This is a genomic window from Actinophytocola xinjiangensis (assembly GCF_001921215.1).
In the GTDB taxonomy this organism is placed as follows: Bacteria; Actinomycetota; Actinomycetes; order Mycobacteriales; family Pseudonocardiaceae; genus Actinophytocola; species Actinophytocola xinjiangensis.
Genome location: NZ_MSIF01000031.1, coordinates 49046 through 64850 on the forward strand (window position 1 = coordinate 49046; position 15805 = coordinate 64850).

Annotated in this window: 16 protein-coding genes; 6 read left to right on the plus strand and 10 right to left on the minus strand. The window is 72.4% G+C overall.

Going from position 1 to position 15805, the window contains the following annotated elements:
• Nucleotides 1-8: 8 nt before the first annotated feature.
• Entirely contained in the window at nucleotides 9-611 is a 603-nt protein-coding gene (locus BLA60_RS36970) for a hypothetical protein (RefSeq protein WP_075137738.1), read from the plus strand.
• 36 nt (nucleotides 612-647) lie between these two features.
• On the opposite strand, the gene BLA60_RS36975 is transcribed toward BLA60_RS36970, so the two are convergent.
• Together BLA60_RS36975 and BLA60_RS36980 are read right to left on the minus strand one after the other, a co-directional pair.
• Entirely contained in the window at nucleotides 648-1595 is a 948-nt protein-coding gene (locus BLA60_RS36975; RefSeq protein WP_211288982.1) for an alpha/beta fold hydrolase, read from the minus strand.
• 54 nt (nucleotides 1596-1649) lie between these two features.
• Nucleotides 1650-2258, minus strand: coding sequence for a methyltransferase family protein (locus tag BLA60_RS36980; RefSeq protein ID WP_075137739.1), 609 nt, complete (start codon nucleotides 2256-2258; stop codon nucleotides 1650-1652).
• Between the two features lie 73 nt (nucleotides 2259-2331).
• Here BLA60_RS36980 and cmtR point away from each other — a divergent pair, with 73 nt between their 5' ends.
• Nucleotides 2332-2664, plus strand: coding sequence for a Cd(II)/Pb(II)-sensing metalloregulatory transcriptional regulator CmtR (gene cmtR, locus BLA60_RS36985; protein WP_075137740.1), 333 nt, complete (start codon nucleotides 2332-2334; stop codon nucleotides 2662-2664).
• Nucleotides 2665-2668: 4 nt separating this feature from the next.
• On the opposite strand, the gene BLA60_RS36990 is transcribed toward cmtR, so the two are convergent.
• Complete coding sequence (locus BLA60_RS36990; protein ID WP_075137741.1) at nucleotides 2669-3394, minus strand: DUF899 domain-containing protein; 726 nt, start codon at nucleotides 3392-3394, stop codon at nucleotides 2669-2671.
• Between the two features lie 87 nt (nucleotides 3395-3481).
• Here BLA60_RS36990 and BLA60_RS36995 point away from each other — a divergent pair, with 87 nt between their 5' ends.
• The gene (locus tag BLA60_RS36995; protein ID WP_075137742.1) at nucleotides 3482-4036 is read left to right on the plus strand and encodes a dihydrofolate reductase family protein; all 555 of its coding nucleotides are present in this window, start codon (nucleotides 3482-3484) and stop codon (nucleotides 4034-4036) included.
• Here the strand turns inward: BLA60_RS36995 and BLA60_RS37000 are convergent.
• Together BLA60_RS37000 and BLA60_RS37005 are read right to left on the minus strand one after the other, a co-directional pair.
• Nucleotides 4006-4512 carry a GNAT family N-acetyltransferase gene (locus BLA60_RS37000; protein ID WP_425427127.1) on the minus strand — a complete coding sequence of 169 codons (507 nt, stop codon included), beginning with the start codon at nucleotides 4510-4512 and terminating at the stop codon, nucleotides 4006-4008. The two genes, BLA60_RS36995 and BLA60_RS37000, sit on opposite strands and share 31 nt — an antisense overlap.
• A gap of 10 nt (nucleotides 4513-4522) precedes the next feature.
• Nucleotides 4523-4876, minus strand: coding sequence for an arsenate reductase family protein (locus tag BLA60_RS37005; RefSeq protein ID WP_075137743.1), 354 nt, complete (start codon nucleotides 4874-4876; stop codon nucleotides 4523-4525).
• A 113-nt stretch (nucleotides 4877-4989) separates the two neighbouring features.
• Here BLA60_RS37005 and BLA60_RS37010 point away from each other — a divergent pair, with 113 nt between their 5' ends.
• Entirely contained in the window at nucleotides 4990-6273 is a 1284-nt protein-coding gene (locus BLA60_RS37010) for an acyltransferase family protein (RefSeq protein WP_084735896.1), read from the plus strand.
• Nucleotides 6274-6356: 83 nt separating this feature from the next.
• Nucleotides 6357-6791: a PaaI family thioesterase gene (locus BLA60_RS37015; protein WP_075137745.1), complete on the plus strand. Its 435-nt coding sequence runs from the start codon at nucleotides 6357-6359 to the stop codon at nucleotides 6789-6791.
• On the opposite strand, the gene BLA60_RS37020 is transcribed toward BLA60_RS37015, so the two are convergent.
• The gene (locus BLA60_RS37020) at nucleotides 6778-7359 is read right to left on the minus strand and encodes a TetR/AcrR family transcriptional regulator (RefSeq protein ID WP_075137746.1); all 582 of its coding nucleotides are present in this window, start codon (nucleotides 7357-7359) and stop codon (nucleotides 6778-6780) included. The genes BLA60_RS37015 and BLA60_RS37020 overlap by 14 nt on opposite strands.
• A gap of 28 nt (nucleotides 7360-7387) precedes the next feature.
• Nucleotides 7388-8338: an amidohydrolase family protein gene (locus BLA60_RS37025; RefSeq protein WP_075137747.1), complete on the minus strand. Its 951-nt coding sequence runs from the start codon at nucleotides 8336-8338 to the stop codon at nucleotides 7388-7390.
• A gap of 148 nt (nucleotides 8339-8486) precedes the next feature.
• Between BLA60_RS37025 and BLA60_RS37030 the strand changes: the two genes are divergently transcribed.
• Nucleotides 8487-12263 carry a type I polyketide synthase gene (locus tag BLA60_RS37030; protein ID WP_075137748.1) on the plus strand — a complete coding sequence of 1259 codons (3777 nt, stop codon included), beginning with the start codon at nucleotides 8487-8489 and terminating at the stop codon, nucleotides 12261-12263.
• A 61-nt stretch (nucleotides 12264-12324) separates the two neighbouring features.
• Here the strand turns inward: BLA60_RS37030 and BLA60_RS37035 are convergent, their stop codons facing one another.
• The 3 genes from BLA60_RS37035 to BLA60_RS37045 are packed head-to-tail and all read right to left on the minus strand — an operon-like array spanning nucleotide 12325 to nucleotide 15793.
• Nucleotides 12325-13221, minus strand: a complete 897-nt coding sequence (locus tag BLA60_RS37035) for a PEP/pyruvate-binding domain-containing protein (protein WP_075137749.1) — start codon at nucleotides 13219-13221, stop codon at nucleotides 12325-12327.
• On the minus strand, nucleotides 13218-15056 hold the full coding sequence (locus BLA60_RS37040; protein WP_075137750.1) for a PEP-utilizing enzyme: 1839 nt from the start codon (nucleotides 15054-15056) through the stop codon (nucleotides 13218-13220). The genes BLA60_RS37035 and BLA60_RS37040 overlap by 4 nt, the downstream gene beginning before the upstream one ends.
• A gap of 29 nt (nucleotides 15057-15085) precedes the next feature.
• Nucleotides 15086-15793, minus strand: a complete 708-nt coding sequence (locus tag BLA60_RS37045; RefSeq protein ID WP_075137751.1) for an HAD family hydrolase — start codon at nucleotides 15791-15793, stop codon at nucleotides 15086-15088.
• Nucleotides 15794-15805: the final 12 nt, after the last annotated feature.

Sequence of the window (15805 nt, forward strand, 5' to 3'; positions counted from 1 at the left end):
AGGATGCGATGAGTCTCGATCACGTCGCGGTGTTCCGCGCCGCCTGGGACAGCCAGGAAGTCACGCGTTGCGCACTGGCCCCGCTGGCCGTGAACGAGGTGCTGGCGGCCCGCTACACCGTGGACCCGGCGGTGACCTTCACCCGGACGATGCTGTGGGACCTGGAGGTCCGCAAGGCCCGGCGGCCGGACCTGTTCATCCCGTGGGTGGTGGCCGCCGGCAGCGCGCGGGTCTGGGGTGGCGACGACGTGTTCGTCCGGGCGTCCCGCCAGCGGTTGTGGTTGGAGCCCGAGCGGTACGGGCTGGTCCTGGAGCGGACCCACCTGGACCACGAGCGTCAGGCCGTCACGTTCATCGGCACCGGCGAGATCCCGGGGCCCGACGGGGAGATCCTGCGGGGCACCGGGCAGGCCCTCTTCCACGTCGAGCATTCGGTGGGCGGCACCGAGAACGCGCCCACCAACCGGTGGCGGATCGCCCATCTCACCGGTGGGGTCGACGAGCGGCTGGTTCGGGTGTTCGCCGCGATCGACGCCGATCCCTGGCTGCCCGAGTACGTGGAGATCTACGTCCGGGACGTTCTCGGGGCGAGGCTGGAACGGCGCTCCTGACGGGCAGGGTCTCGACCCTGCCCGTCGGGGCGAGACTCAGTACGGCGGCGGAACGACCCCCGGCCGCGTGTGGAACTCCAGAATCATCGACGAGAGCCACTCGTGGCGGTCCAGCATTCCCACGCCCACCGGCATGTGGTGGCTGGTCCCCGGCGGAACGGCGAGCCGGCCCCCGGGGATGCCCACGATGTCGCCCCAGCCGCCACCGCCGATGAGGCGCAGCATCTCGGCGGCGTGCTCGATGGGCACGATGTCCGCGTCGCTGACCACGATCATCGTGGGCATGGCCAGCGCGCTGACCCCGTCGGTCCAGTCGAAGTCCCGGGCGTCGATTCCGTTGATCTTGTCGACCAGGACGGGGAAGTCCTCGGGCCGGGGGGCGACCCGCTCGTAGACCTCCAGGATCTGGGTCCCGACGAAGTCCTCGGGGGACACCGGCCCGCCTTCGAGGAACTCCGGCTGGAACGCCGAACGCCGGCACGGCGCCGACATCGACACCAGCGTCCGCACCCGGTCCGGATGCCGGATGGCCACCTGGAACACCACCCCGCCACCCAGGCTGTGCCCCACCACGTCGGCCTGGGCGATCCCCAGGTGACCCAGCAGCGCCGCGGCGTCGTCGGCCATGGTCTCGAACACCAGTGGACGGTCCACATCGGCCGTCCGCCCGTGGGCCTGCTGGTCGAACACGATCACCTGGCGCGTCCTGGCGAGCGTCGCGAGCAGCGGACCCCACTGCTCGGTCGACATGAACGACCCGTGCACCAACAACAACGGCGCCGCCGACGTGTCCCGGCCGTGGATCTCGTAGTACATGTGGAGCCCGTTGACCGGCGCGTAGCCCCGACGTACCGGGATCTCGGTGGCGCCGGCCAGGCCGGGTAGGCCCAGTCCGGCGGCGGTCACCCCGGCCCCGAGTCCGCCGGCACGCAGCAGTGCGCGCCGGGACAGCCCTTTCCCCGTCACCTCATCACGAGTCGTCATGCCTCCAGCATCCCGAAAACCCAACGGACCGGGCAAGCAGGACATTTCACAATCCTATGTGGACAGACGACCGAGGCCGGGGACGAACCGGCCGACCCGGGTGGCGTAGTCGCGGTAGCGCTGGCCGTGCGTGCGCAACAGGTAGGGCTCCTCGACCACCCTGACCTGGATCTCGATCGCCGCGACCAGACCGGCCACCCCCACCAGTGCGACGACGTTGGGGGCCAGCAGCGCGAGCCCCAGCCCGGCGGTGGTCATCGTGGTGAAGATCGGATTGCGCACGACGGTGAACGTGCCACTGGTGACCAGATCGGTGGTCTCCCGCTGGTCGACGCCGATGCGCCACGACGCGCCCATGCCCTGCTGGGCGGCCAGCGTGCCACCGATCCCGGCCAGCGCGAGCACCAGCCCGACCACCGCCACCGGCGTGGCGTCGAGGAACCCGACGGCGTCGACCACCCCGGTGACCTGGAGCAACGGTGCGGCCACCCCCAGCAGGACGGCCAGGACGAACAGCGCGCCACCCCACCACCGCACCGACCCCACCCGGCCGCCGACGCCGTGGAAGCCCGACGAGCCGGTGCGCCGGTACTGCGTCAGGGTGCGCAGACCGAAGGCCAGCGCGAGAAAGACCAGGTAGAGGACCAACGCCACGGTGGGCATGCGAGCTCCTGTCAGCATGGAGAGAACAGTTCAGCCACCGCTGTATATCAGCTTCTGCTGTACTGTTCCAGTCATGCTGACCTGCGAGACCCGGGAATCGGCGCTGGCCCGCCTCGGGCGCGCCCTGGCCGACCCCACCCGGTGCCGAATCCTGGTCGCCCTGCTCGACGGGGTCCACTACCCCGCCCAGCTGGCCAGCCACCTCGACCTGACCCGGTCCAACGTGTCCAACCACCTGGCCTGCCTACGCGGCTGCGGCCTGGTCGTCGCCACCTACGAGGGCCGGCAGGTCCGTTACGCCCTGGCCGACCAGCACCTCGCGCACGCGTTGCGCGAACTGGTGCAGGTCGTGCTGGCGGTCGACCCCGAGCAGCCGTGCGTCGACGAGGCCGCCACCACCCGGTGACCGCTCAGTGACAGGAGTGGCCGGACGCCCCGTCGTAGCGGTCGTGGTGGCGGAACTGGCTGACGTGACGCTGGCGGCCCAGCGGCGTGAGGTCCAGGTAGTGGTAGGTGATCAGCAGCGGCTCCAGGCCCCGGCCGTAGCTGGAGTAGGTGTGGAACACCTGGTCACCCTCGCGGAGGAAGACGCTGGCGCCGTGGCCCTCGTTGCTGACGAAGTGCTCCTGGCCCAGTTCGCGCAGCGTCGCCTCGTCCATGTAGTTGTACTCGACCGGGGCGAGCGCGGCGTCGTTGGAGACGTGGAAGTCGTAGTTGAAGTCGCTGCCGTGGGAGGAGTACCACGGCACGCTCCAGCCCATCCGCTCGCGGAACGCGGTGAGCGTGGCCAGCGGCGCGCGGGACACCAGCGCCAGCGTGGTCTCCTGGTCGTGCAGGTGCTCCAGGCGGCCCATCGAGTCGGTCACCGCCGAGCAGCTGACACAGCCCTCGTCCCACGCCGGGTCGAACATGAAGTGGTAGATCACCAGCTGGCGCCGGCCTTCGAACAGGTCGGCCAACCCGACCGGTCCGTCCGGCCCCGCCAGCGTGTAGTCCTTGTCCACCAACACCATCGGCAGTGCGCGGCGTTGCGCGTCGACCGCCGTCTTGGCGTGGGTCAGCTTCTTCTCCTCGGCCAGCAGTGCCAGCCGGGCCTCCCGCCACTCGTCCCGCGTCACGACCTCAGGCAGCTCCATGGAGCCATTCTCCTCGACCGCGACACCACCCTGCCAGCACCTGCGCACGTTCGGAGAAGGCTGGGGACAAGGCCGTAGTCTTCCCGCATGGCACCCCTTCGGTACTCCATCAACATCACCCTGGACGGGTGCGTCGACCACCGCGCTGTCGAGGCGGACGAGGCACTGCACCGCCACCACGCCGCCAACCTCGAGCGGGCCGACGCGCTGCTGTTCGGCCGGGTGACCTACGAGATGATGGAGTCGGCCTGGCGCCTGCCGCCCGGGTCGCCGCCGGAGTCGGCCGACCCGTTCGCGCGCACCATCGACGCGGCCCGCAAGTACGTCGTGTCAAGCACCCTGGACACGGTCGACTGGAACGCCGAACTCGTCCGGGGTGACCTGGGCGAGGCCGTGCGCGCGCTCAAGGCGGAGTCCGGGCGGGGGGTGTTCGTCGGCGGTGTGCGCCTGCCGCTGGCCCTGGCGGAACTGGGCCTGATCGACGAGTACGAGTTCGTGGTGCACCCGCGCATCGTCGGCCACGGGCCGACGCTGTTCGCGGGTCTGGCCCACCACGTCGACCTGACGCTGGTGGAGCGGCACGAGTTCGGCAGGGGCGTGGTGGTGCTGCGCTACGAGGCGGCCCGCCACTCCAGGACCTGACCGGGCCAGCCGCGCACCGTGAACTCCTGGGCCCGGGTGAACCCCTGGCGTTCGTAGTAGCCGATCAGCGACCCGTCGCCGCCGGCGAAGCAGTCGAGCCGGACCAGCCCGATGCCGCGTTCGGCGGCCAGGGATCGGGCGTGGGACAACAGGTCCGCGCCGATCCCCCGCCCGGCGTGGCGGCGCGAGGTCAGCAGCAGCATCACGTACAGCTCCGGCTCGTCGACCGGGTCGACGCCCTCGGGCGGCTCGCCGCCGGTGATCAGCGCACCGGCGGTGTCGCCGTCGATCTCCGCCAGGCGCAGTTCTCCCTGGCGGACCTCCTCGGTGATCATCGCCACCCGTCGTGGCTCGGTCGACCACGGCACGGCGCCCCACTGCTCGGTGTTGCCCCTGGCCACCAGCCAGGCCACCGCCTCGTCGAACAAGCCCATGACGACCGGCACGTCGGCCACGCCCCCGGTTCGGATCAGCACCCGTCCCGTTCTACAGGATCGAGCGCACCGCGTCCTGCGAGCGGCCGATGACCGTGGTGCCGTCGTCGGCGGTGATGATCGGGCGTTGGATCAGCTTGGGGTTGGCGGCCAGGGCGTCGATCCAGCGCTGGCGCTCGGCGGGGGTACGCGGCCAGTCACGCACGCCGAGTTCCTTGGCGACGGGCTCCTCGCGGCGGGTGATGTCCCACGGTTCGAGGCCGAGCCGGTCGAGCACGGCGACGAGTTCCTCGGCGGTGGGCGGGTCGTCGAGGTAGCGGCGCACGGTGTACTCGACACCGGCGTCGTCCAGCATGGACACCGCAGAGCGACACTTCGAACACGCGGGGTTCACCCAGATTTCCATCCGCCGATCTTACTCCGGACTGCGCAATCCCGATCGCGCAATACAGAAGATGTCCGCCGGCCGACCCTGGTCTTGGATTCTGACAAATCCATGGTCCGTGAAGGAGAGCGCCGATGGTCGCCGAATTAGTAGGCCCACCTCCGGGTGGGCTGGCCGAGCCGCCCAAGGTGGCGGAAAAGCCCCGCCGCCCCAGGGTTCCCGTGCTGGACGGGATCCGAGGTTGGATCGCGGTCGGTGTCGCTTTCGCGCACACCGCCTATTTCGCCGGAGTCATGGACGTCGGACCACTCAAGGGTGTTCCGGTCCTCAACTGGCTCACGGTCGGCCTCACCATCATCCTGACGCCGTTCTTCCTGCTTTCCGGCATGCTCCTGTACAAGGGGTTCGCGAAGGCGACGTTCACCGGCGGCTCGGCGCCGAACGTGAAAACGTTCCTGGTGCGCCGGCTGCTGCGGATCGTGCCCATGTACTGGGTCATGATCGTGGCCTGTCTGCTGCTGCTGAACCTGTCGGCCATCGACGGTCTCTGGTACGTGATCTCGCCGCTGCTGGGCCTGCACTACTTCAAGAACACCGACTACACCGGACTGATCCCCGGCCTGGAGATCACCTGGAGCGTGGTCACCGAGCTGATGTTCTACCTGCTGCTGCCGATCGCGGCGGCGCTGATCAACCGGTACGCGCGCAAGGTCGCCGGCGACCCGAAGCGCCAGCTGCGCCGGATGCTGTGGTCGATGGCGCCGTTCGTGCTGCTGGGCCCGGCGTGGGAGATCTACACCCACCTGCCGTCGATGGGCCTCTACCCGATCGAGATCTTCTGGCCGCCGATGTTCCTCGGCGTGATGGCGATCGGCATGATGCTCGGCGCGCTCAACGCCTACCAGGACGTGACCGGTGAGGTGCCCTGGCTGTACCGGGCGGCGGGGCGCTCGCCGCTGTCGTGGTGGGTCGCGGCCTTCGGGCTCTACATCCTCAACTGTGTGCGGCCCTTCGACAAGGCGGGCAGCGGTGACTACCCGCCGATGAGCCAGGCGCTGCTCGACCACGTGTCGACGGTGATCTGGGGTGTGCTGGTGCTGGTGCCGCTGGTCTCGCCGGTGGCCCGGTCGCGGTTGATGGACGCGGTGCTGGGCAACCGGGTCAGCGTGTTCCTCGGCCGGATCTCCTACGGCATCTACCTGTGGCACTTCCCGATGGTCTACCTCTGGCTGGGTGCGGGCAGCGTGTTCGGCACGGCCGCGATGGCGATGCCGGGGATGGCCAACGGGTGGCTGCTGGCCCAGGTGCTCGCCAGCTCGATCGTGATGGCCACGGTGAGCTTCTACGTGGTCGAGCGGCCGTTGGGCCGGCTCGGTGGCCGGTTGTTCCGGACGGGCACGCCGACGGCCGCCCTCTAGATCCGACCCCGCCTCCACCGGGGTCTGGCGCTCCCGGCACAGTTTTTGAGAGTATCCTCAAAAACTGTGCCGGGAGATCATCCATGACCGAGTTCCACCCCACCCTGGAGCTGGCCAACTCCGTGTTGGCGGCGCAACCGTTCACCGGGCAGGTCGGCGCCCGCTGCACGGTGTTCGACCGGGGCGCCGCCACGCTGGAGATCGACATCCGCGACCAGCACCGCCAGCAGTACGGCGTGGTGCACGGCGGCGTGCTGGCCTACGCGGCCGACAACGTGCTCACCTTCGCCGGCGGCAGCGTGCTGGGCCCCAGCGTGATCACCGCCGGGTTCACCATCAACTACCTGCGCGCCGCCCGCGACGGGGTGCTGCGCGCCGAGGGTGTCGTGGTGCACGCCAACGCGCGTCAGGCGGTCTGCACGGCGCAGATCCGGGTCATCCCGCCCGACGGCGGCGAGCCGACACTGTGCGCGGTGGCCCAGGGCACGATCGTCGCCACCGGCGTCAGCCAGCCATGATCAGCGCGGCGATCCGCCGGGTCAACCCGGTCGCCGAAGGCGCGGGCGGCTCCCCGCGGCCCAGGTAGCGGCCGACCACCGAGATCGGCAGGTCGATCAGCGCCAGCAGGATCTCCTCGGCGCCCCGGCCGGTCTCCGCGCGCAACGCGCGCACCACGCGCGCCAGCTCCCGCTCCCGCGCGGCGGCGTTGTCCGCCAGGCTGGCCCTGGCCGCCTCCGGCCAGGTGTGCGGCGAGAACGCCCGCACCCCGGCGTGCAGCACGGCCGCCCGCTCCGCGTTGTCCCGGCACCAGTCGACCGTCCACCCGCTCGCGTGCACCACGCCGTCCGCGCCGGGGTGCGCGTCGAGCACCGCCACCAGCTCCCGGTGGAACCGCCGCTCGGTGCCCAGCCAGACCTCGGCGAGCAGCCCCGGGCGGCCGGCGAAGCGGTGGTAGACCGACCCGGTCCGCGCCCCGACCGCCTCGGCCACGGCGGTCACCGTGACCGCGCGGGCGCCACCGGCGGCGAAGCACCGCACCGCCGCGTCGACGAACTCGTCGACGGAGTGTTCCGGGGGACGGCCCATCACACGGCCCCACACCGGCGCGCAGCCGTCATACCCGCAGCGTAGCGGGCAGCAGCCGGTGCGCGTTGGCGGTGGTGAGCGCCCGCCAGGTGGTGCCGGCCGGCTGGGCGGCGGTGTCCAGGGCGCCCGCGTGGGCCAGCGCCGCCGGTACCGGCGTCCAGCAGTAGTCGCTGCCGTAGAGGATCCGGGAGTCGCCGAACGCGCCGGTCAGCGCGGGCGCCGCGGTCGGGAACGGTGTCCCGGCCAGGTCGTACCAGAGCCCGGCGAGCTGCTCGGCGACCGGCGTGGCCGGCGGTGTCCCCAGGAACACGTCGGCGAACAGCTGGACCCGGTCGGCCAGCACCGGGAGCGCGCCGCCGCTGTGGGTGAAGATCCACTCGATGCGCGGGTAGCGGGCCAGCACGCCGCCCAGCACGAGGTCGGCGGCCGCACGGGTGGACTCGAAGACGAACTCCACCATCGGGCACGGCCGCCCGCTGGCCACCGCCGCCGCGTTCGGCGGCGCCGTGGGGTGGACGAACACGGTGGCAGCACGGCGATCCAGCTCCGCGTACACCTCGGCGTAGCGCCCGTCGCCCGGGTACACGCCGTGCGCGTTGGTCAGGATCGCGACGCCGGCGCTGCCCAGCACGTCCAGCGCGTGGGTCAGCTCGGCCAGCGACCCGGCGACGTCCGGGAAGGGCAGCGACGCGAAGTGCGCGAACCGTTCGGGGCGCGCGGCGGCCACCCCGGCCCCGTACTCGTTCACCGCGCGCGCGAGCGCGCGGGCGGCACCGTCGTCGCCGAAGTGGACGCCGGGCGAGGACACCGACAACACGGAGGTGGCGATGCCCGCGGTGTCCATCAGGGACAGATGGTCCGCCAGGCTCCACACCGCCCAGCCGGGCATCCCGTCCGGACGGACGTGTCCGGCCGCGACGGCGGCGGCGACGTAGTCGTCGGTGAGGAAGTGGGCGTGTACGTCGATCAGGCCGGTCATACCCGGCATCCTGGCGGCACCGGCGCCGGCCCGCCCACTTCGGCACTGCGCAACCTGGGAGACACCGCGCATTCGCGGAGATGCGGCCGGGGTGCGGATCGCGAAACCTGTGACGAATCGATGCCGCCGAGTCCACGGGAGAGCACGCATGGCGCCAGATGGCAACTTAGTCCCGCCGGTACCCATCGCGATCGTCGGCATGGGTTGCCGGTTCCCAGGAGGGGTCCAGTCCCCGTCGGCGCTGTGGAACGTGTTGGTGGACAACCAGGACGTGATCGGCTCGGTGCCACCGCAGCGCTGGGCCGACTACGCCGCGCGCGGCCCCGACTTCGCCGGCGCGGTCCGCCGGGCGATCGGCGCCGGCGGCTACCTGGAGGACATCGCCGGGTTCGACGCGGACGTGTTCGGCATCTCCCCGCGCGAGGCCGAGCTGATGGACCCGCAGCAGCGGGTCACGCTGGAGGTGGCGTGGGAGTCGCTGGAGCACGCGGGAATCGCGCCGAGCGCGCTGGCCGGCAGCGACACCGCCGTGTTCATGGGCGTGTGCACCGACGACTACGGCCGCCGCGTGCTGGAGGACCTGCCGCGGCTGGAGGCGTGGAGCGGCATCGGCGCGTCGATGTGCGCGGTGGCCAACCGGGTCTCGCACGCGTTGGACCTGCGCGGCCCCAGTGTCGTGGTGGACACCGCCTGCTCGGCGTCGCTGGTCGCCGTGCACCAGGCGTGCCAGAGCCTGCGGGCCGGGGAGACGTCGGTGGCGTTGGCCGGCGGCGTGATGCTGGTCGCCAGCCCCGCCTACGCGCTGGCGCTGGACGCGGCCGGCGCGCTGTCCCCCGACGGCACGTCCAAGGCGTTCGACGCGGCCGCCAACGGCTACGTGCGCAGCGAGGGCTGCGCGGTGCTGACCCTCAAACGGCTCGACGACGCGCTGCGCGACGGCGACCGGGTGCACGCCGTGCTGCGCGGCAGCGCCGTGTGCCAGGACGGCCGCACGAACGGGATCATGGCGCCCAGCGGGGCCGCGCAGGCCAGGCTGGTCGGGCTGGCGTGCGCGAACGCCGGCGTGGCACCGGGTTCGGTGGACTACGTCGAGGCGCACGGCACCGGCACCGGGGTGGGTGACCCGATCGAGGTGTCCGCGCTGGCGGCGACCGTCGGGCAGGACCGCCTGGACGGGCAGCCGTGCCTGATCGGCTCGGTCAAGACCAACATCGGGCACCTGGAGGCCGCGTCCGGCGTGGCCGGGATCATCAAGGTGGTGCTGGCGCTGGGGCACGAACAGCTGCCGGCGACGCTGGCCCGCGACGGCCTCAACCCCGCCATCCCGTGGGCGGAGTCGGGGCTCGCGGTGGTCACCGAGAACACCGCGTGGCCCCGGCGCGCCGACCGGCCCCGGCGCGCGGGCGTGGGGAACTACGGCTACGGCGGCACCCTGGCCCACGTCGTGGTGGAGGAGGCGCCGGCCCCCGCCGGTGACCGCACCCCCGACGGCACCGGTCCCCGACTGTTCCCGCTGTCCGGGACGACCACCGAGGCGTTGCGCGCCAACGCCTCCCGGCTCGCCGCGTGGCTGTCCGACGCGGCCGCCCCACTGGACGCGGTCGGCGCGACACTGGCGTTCGGGCGGGCCGGGCTGGACGTGCGGGCGTGCGTGGTGGCCGCCGACCGGGACGAGTTGGCCGAACGGCTCGGGTCGGTGGCGCGGGGCCGGGGTGGCGCGGGGATCGTCACCGGCCAGGTGCTGCGCGGCGCGGTGTCGCCCCACCCGGTGTGGGTGTTCTCCGGGCACGGCGCGCAGTGGGCCGGGATGGGCGCCGACCTGCTGGCGACCGAGCCGGTGCTCGGCGAGACCCTCGACGAGCTGGCGGAGATCTTCGCCAAGGAGCTGGGTTTCACGCCCCGCCAGGCCCTGGCGGACGGCGAACTCGGGGACGTGGGACAGATCCAGGCGCTGATCTTCGCGCTCCAGGTCGGGCTGTCCCGGGTGTGGCGGGCGCACGGGGTGACCCCGGCGGCGATCATCGGGCACTCGGTCGGTGAGGTCGCCGCCGCGGTGGCCGCCGGCATGCTGGACCTGCCCGACGCGGCCCGGCTGATCTGCCGGCGCTCGGCGCTGCTGCGACGGGTTGCCGGGCGCGGTGGCATGGTGCTGGTGAACCTGCCCTTCGCCGAGGTCGACCGGCGGGTGCGCGGCGCGGCCGGCGCCGCGATCGCCGCCGCCCCACGGTCCACAGTGGTCAGCGGGGACGTGGCGGTGGTCGAGGACCTCGCGCGGCGGTGGCGGGCCGAGGGTCTGACGGTGCGCCGCGTCGACTCGGACGTCGCCTTCCACAGCCCCCACATGGACGAACTGGTCGGGGACCTGCGCACCGCGCTCGACGGCCTCACCGCACGCCCGGCGCGGGTCCCGGTGTACTCGACCGCCCTGGCCGACCCCCGCTCGGCCGCGCCCCGCGACGCCGCCTACTGGGCGACGAACCTGCGCGCGCCAGTGCGCTTCGCCGACGCCGTCGCCGCCGCCGTGGCGGACGGGCACCGGCTGTTCGTCGAGGTGTCGGCGCACCCGGTGGTGGCCCACTCGGTGATGGAGACCCTGGCGGAGGTGGGCGTGGACGGTGTCGTCGTGCCGACGCTGCGGCGCGGCCAGGGCGACCGGGAGACACTGCTCGATCGTCTGGGGACGCTGCACTGCCTTGGTGTGCCGGTGGATCTGGGGCACCGGGCACACGAGCGGGCCGAACTGCCCGCCACGGCCTGGCAGCACCGGCGCTACTGGGTCAGCTCCCGCCCCACGTCCGCCGGCGGCGGCCACGACGTCGAGGGACACACGGTGCTGGGCCGGCACGTGGCCGTGCAGGGCGCCTCGCCGGTGTCGCTGTGGCAGACCAGGGTGGACACCGCCAGCCGCCCCTACCCCGGCGGGCACCAGGTACTGGGCAGCGAGGTGCTGCCGGCGGCGGTGGTGCTCACGACGTTCCTGGCCGCCGGCGGCGACGCGCTCACCGACGTGGTGCTGCGCTCCCCCGTCGCGGTGACCCTGCCGCGCGAGGTCCAGGTCGTGCTCCAGGACGGCGAACTGCGCCTGAGCTCACGGCTGGCCGACCAGCCGAGCGACCACTCGTGGCTGGTCAACTCCTCGGCCAGGGTGGCGCCGCCCGGCGCCCGTCCCGCGCCGCTCACGCCGCTGCTGGCCGAGGTCCTCGACCCCGGCTGTGTCCTGGAGCGGCTTACCGACATCGGGGTCGTCGGCATCGGTTTCCCCTGGCGCGTCACCGAGGTCCACCGCGCCGCCGAGCACCTGCGCGCCAGGATCGCCGCCGACCCCGACGACGCGATGCCGGTCACCACCTGGGGTTCGCTGTTCGACGCCGCCCTGTCGGCCGCGCCGGTCCTGTTCCCCGGCGAGCCGCGGCTGCGCATGCCGGGCGCGCTGCGCGAGGTCCGGGTGTACGGCGCCCCGCCGGCCGAGGCGCTGGCCGGCATCGACCTGCGCGCGGTCACCGCCGCCGGGGACGCCGAGGTCGACGTGACGATCGCCGGCCCGGACGGGGAGGTCCTGGCCAGCCTCACCGGTGTGCGGTTCGCCGTGGTCCACCACGCCAGGACCCCCGCCACGACCGAACCGTCCACAGCGGACCTGTCGTGGCGCGCGCTGCCACCGTCCGAACTGGCCGCGCACGTGGAAACCCTGGTCCGCCAGGCCATCGCCGTCGAGCTGCGCACCGACCCGGACGCGCTCAACCCCTACCGTCCGCTCACCGAGCTGGGTGTGGACTCCCTGCTGGGCGAGTCGATCCGCCAGCGGCTGGTGCGCGGGGTCGGCACGCCGCTGCCCAGCGGCCTGCTGTGGGACCGGCCCAACGTGGCCTCCCTGCGTGACCACCTGACCAGCCTGGTGACCGACGACCAGAACCGCGCCGCCTGAGAAAGCCCCGGGCGTGTCCTCCAGTTTCTGGAGGACACGCCCGGGGCTCGCGGCCGGACGGTCAGGACACGCCCGGTGACACCACGCTCGTGATCCACCGGGCCGCGCCCTGCCCCGGGGTGAACCGGGACCGCTGCGTCTTCCCCGACCACACCGTCTCCGGGCGGCACTGCAGCAGGACCGGAACCCCGTCCTCCACCGCGAACTCGACGTCCTGGGGGCCGCCGAGACGGCGTTCCAGACGCTTGCCCAGCCGCGCCAGGTCGAGGACCTGGTCGTCGGTCAGGCAGGGCGCGACGCGGCGGGCGGGGTCGACGACCGCCGGCGTGCCGTCCTCGCGGTACTCCAGGCGTTTGTCGCCGGGGTCGTGGTCCAGGACCGACAGGGCGATCTTGTCCACCACCCAGCGTTCGGGGGTCACCTCGCCGCCGACGACCGTCAGGCCAAGACCCCAGCTGGCCTCGACCACGATCCGCGAGCGGTCGCCGGTGACCGGGCTGATGGTGAACATCACGCCGGCCGTGGTGGCCCGCACCATGCGCTGCACGACCACGCCCATCGACAGCGTGGCCGGGTTGATGCCGTTGACCCGCGCGTAGTCCACCGCCCGCTCACCGGACACGCCGGCCCAGCACCGGCGCACGGCCTCGACGACCTGGTCGGCGCCCCGGACGCCGACCACGGTGTCGAAGCCGCCGGCGAAGCTGGTGGCCGCGGAGTCCTCGGCGGTGGCGCTGGAGCGCACGGCGACCGGGACGTCGCTGTGCGGGCTGAGCCGGTGGTAGGCCTCGCGGACGGCGTCGTCGACACCGATCCGCCGCCGCGCGCGGGCGTCGACGGCGAACCCGTTGGCCACCGGCATTCCCTCGGCCGCCAGCCGCGCGAGCCCCGCGGCCTTGCCACCGAAGCGCCGCACGTCCAGACAGACCGGGTCGTCGAGCCGGGCGGTGAAGCTCATGCCGCCACCCCCGTCCCCACGTCCGAGAGCAGCACGACCTCGCCGGTCGTGCCGTCCAGGCGCACCCGGTCCCCGGTGCGCAGCCGCACCGTGGCGAACCCGGTCCCGACCACCGCCGGCAGCCCGTACTCGCGGCACACGATCGCCGCGTGGCACATCATGCCGCCGATGTCGGTGATCACCCCGGCCACCACCGAGAACGCCGGGCCCCACGAGGGCGCCGAGATCGGGCACACCAGCACCTCGCCGGGCAGCAGCGACCCCAGCTCGTGCTCGGAGCGCAGCACCCGCACGGTGCCCTCGACGATCCCCGGCGACCCGCCGACCCCGGCCAGGCGGTCGCCGCCGCCGGACTCCTGGCCCAGCCACTGTTCGACCCGCTCGGTGGTCACCCCGAAGTTCATCACGGCGAACGGGTCGGTGATCCGCTCCGGCGGGGTGCCGTAGGCCGGGCGCGGGGTGGCCGCGCGCAGCGCCGCCACGATCCCCCGGCGCCGCTCGATCTCGGCCGCCCAGCGCCGCACGCCGCGCTGGGGCACACCGATCGCCCACGACTGGACGACGTCAGCCAGCACCTCCTCCAGCTCGAACCGGTTGAGGTGGAACACGTCGTCGCGCGCACGGGCGAACCCGGCGTCGACCAGGAAGTCGCCCAGCTGCCACATCTTCTGCCAGAACACCGCGTGTGCCCAGTGCTCGACGTAGATGTTGTGCTCCTCGATGTAGGGGAACACCCGCCGCGCGAGCGCCAGCAGCTCGTCGAACTGCGCGGTCTCCGCGTCGGTGAGCAGCGAGCGGTACTCGGCGACGATCTCGTCGCGTTCGGCGCGCAGCCGTGCCACCGGCCGGGCGATCTCCTCCCCCGCGCGCAGCCGGACCGCGTAGCGGGCGATGCCGGTCAGCGGGATGGCCGGGTTGCCCAGCCAGGTGTCCTGGTCGTGGGTGAACCCGTACTCGGCGAAGTAGTTGAACCACGGGTCCTTGGCCCGTTCGTAGGCCATCAGCCAGCGCCGCCCGGCCTCGCTGCCCAGCAGCGCCCCGAACGTCGCGTCCGGGTCGTCACCGGCGATGAGGTGGTCGACGTCCAGCTCGCAGGCCAGCGCGGCCAGCGAGCGCAGCTCGTCGTCGGGGCGGAAGGCGATCACGTCGATGCCGGCGACCATCCGGGCGATGGTCTGTTCGGCGATCTCCGGGAACGCCTCACGGCAGAACTCGAAGAACACGATGTAGCCGCCGTAGCCGAGGTTGAGGAACTCGAAGTGGTGCTGCCACACCACGAACAGGTCGTCGACCAGCCGGCGGAACCCGGCGATCGCCTCCCACGCGGTGGACCGGCCGCGCGCCTCGGTGACCACCTCGATCGGCTCCAGCTCACGCAGCGGCGGGAAGGTCACCGCGCGCATGTCGGCCACCACGGCGGCGACCTTGGTCTTCCACCGCCCGTACAGCTCGTCCCAGTTGTCGTAGTAGTAGCCGGCGCGGGCCTGGAAGTGCTCGGCGCGGCGGGCGATCTCGGCCGGGTCGGTGACCGGGACCGGCGCGATGTACACGTAGCCCTGGTGGACGCGGATGTCCTGGCCGAGCGAGGCCGGCAGCGCGAAGATCCGGGTGCTGTTCTGCCCGGCGCCCAGGTAGGCGGCCTCGGCGATGACGCTGTCCAGCGGGTGGCAGCCGCGCGACCAGTGCATGGTGTCGGCGAACCAGAGCCGTGCGCCCTCCTCGTCGCGGGTCTCCTCGTCGGAGACCAGGTAGTACGGGTACATCGACTCCCAGCCCTGCGCACCGGGCGGGGCCGGCGTCTCGTGGAAGTACGGGAAACGTCGTTGTTCGGCCATGGCCTGGTTCCTCTCCGGGAGTCGTTGGCTCAGTCCCGGCCCCGCCACAGCGTGCCGGCGGCCAACTCCTCGTCCACCTTCTCCAGCAGCGTCGCGTCGATCTCGCGGATGTCGTCGACCGCGTAGCGCACCCCGGTCTCGGCCATCTCGGCGCGCTGGAAGTTGTGCGGCAGGCTCGCCGGCACGCCGACGAACCCCGCGCCCAACGCCTTGGTGACCTCGGCGACCCGGTTGATGTCGTCGACGAACAGCACCTCGTCGTACTCGTAGCCGAAGATGTCGCGCACGATCTCCTTGGTGCCGGGGCGGAAGTCGTTGACGTCGACGTAGGGGATGTCGTCGTCGAAGTAGCCGGCGAGGTGCCCCAGGTGGGTGTCGAACGTGTAGGAGCGGTTGCGCCCGCCGTAGCAGGTGACCCTCGGGCCGAACTCGGCGATCGTGGCCAGCAGCTGCTCGGCGCCGGGCATGACCTCGACCGGGTGGTCGGCCAGGTAGGCGTCGCGCTCGCGGAAGAACGCGGCGATGGTCTCCTTCGCCGACCACGGCAGCTTGCAGGCCAGCGCCATGTTCTGCCCGGCGGCCAGCTGCGGGGAGCCCCACACGCCGCGTTCCACGGCCGCGGTGTACTCGCCGCCGTGCTTCGTGACGAACCGTTCGATCACCGGGCTGTAGGTGTCGTTGAGCAGCACCCCGTCACTGTCCAGGGCGACCAGGCGGATCTTGTTCAGTGTGCTCATCTTCTTGTCTCC

What these genes read in the sequence shown, in the direction of transcription:
- BLA60_RS36970 (WP_075137738.1), top strand. Translation starts at nt 9, where the DNA reads ATGAGTCTCGATCACGTCGCGGTGTTCCGCGCCGCCTGGGACAGCCAG.
- BLA60_RS36975 (WP_211288982.1), bottom strand. Translation starts at nt 1,595, where the DNA reads ATGACGACTCGTGATGAGGTGACGGGGAAAGGGCTGTCCCGGCGCGCA.
- BLA60_RS36980 (WP_075137739.1), bottom strand. Translation starts at nt 2,258, where the DNA reads ATGCCCACCGTGGCGTTGGTCCTCTACCTGGTCTTTCTCGCGCTGGCC.
- cmtR (WP_075137740.1), top strand. Translation starts at nt 2,332, where the DNA reads ATGCTGACCTGCGAGACCCGGGAATCGGCGCTGGCCCGCCTCGGGCGC.
- BLA60_RS36990 (WP_075137741.1), bottom strand. Translation starts at nt 3,394, where the DNA reads ATGGAGCTGCCTGAGGTCGTGACGCGGGACGAGTGGCGGGAGGCCCGG.
- BLA60_RS36995 (WP_075137742.1), top strand. Translation starts at nt 3,482, where the DNA reads ATGGCACCCCTTCGGTACTCCATCAACATCACCCTGGACGGGTGCGTC.
- BLA60_RS37005 (WP_075137743.1), bottom strand. Translation starts at nt 4,876, where the DNA reads ATGGAAATCTGGGTGAACCCCGCGTGTTCGAAGTGTCGCTCTGCGGTG.
- BLA60_RS37010 (WP_084735896.1), top strand. Translation starts at nt 4,990, where the DNA reads ATGGTCGCCGAATTAGTAGGCCCACCTCCGGGTGGGCTGGCCGAGCCG.
- BLA60_RS37015 (WP_075137745.1), top strand. Translation starts at nt 6,357, where the DNA reads ATGACCGAGTTCCACCCCACCCTGGAGCTGGCCAACTCCGTGTTGGCG.
- BLA60_RS37020 (WP_075137746.1), bottom strand. Translation starts at nt 7,359, where the DNA reads ATGGGCCGTCCCCCGGAACACTCCGTCGACGAGTTCGTCGACGCGGCG.
- BLA60_RS37025 (WP_075137747.1), bottom strand. Translation starts at nt 8,338, where the DNA reads ATGACCGGCCTGATCGACGTACACGCCCACTTCCTCACCGACGACTAC.
- BLA60_RS37030 (WP_075137748.1), top strand. Translation starts at nt 8,487, where the DNA reads ATGGCGCCAGATGGCAACTTAGTCCCGCCGGTACCCATCGCGATCGTC.
- BLA60_RS37035 (WP_075137749.1), bottom strand. Translation starts at nt 13,221, where the DNA reads ATGAGCTTCACCGCCCGGCTCGACGACCCGGTCTGTCTGGACGTGCGG.
- BLA60_RS37040 (WP_075137750.1), bottom strand. Translation starts at nt 15,056, where the DNA reads ATGGCCGAACAACGACGTTTCCCGTACTTCCACGAGACGCCGGCCCCG.
- BLA60_RS37045 (WP_075137751.1), bottom strand. Translation starts at nt 15,793, where the DNA reads ATGAGCACACTGAACAAGATCCGCCTGGTCGCCCTGGACAGTGACGGG.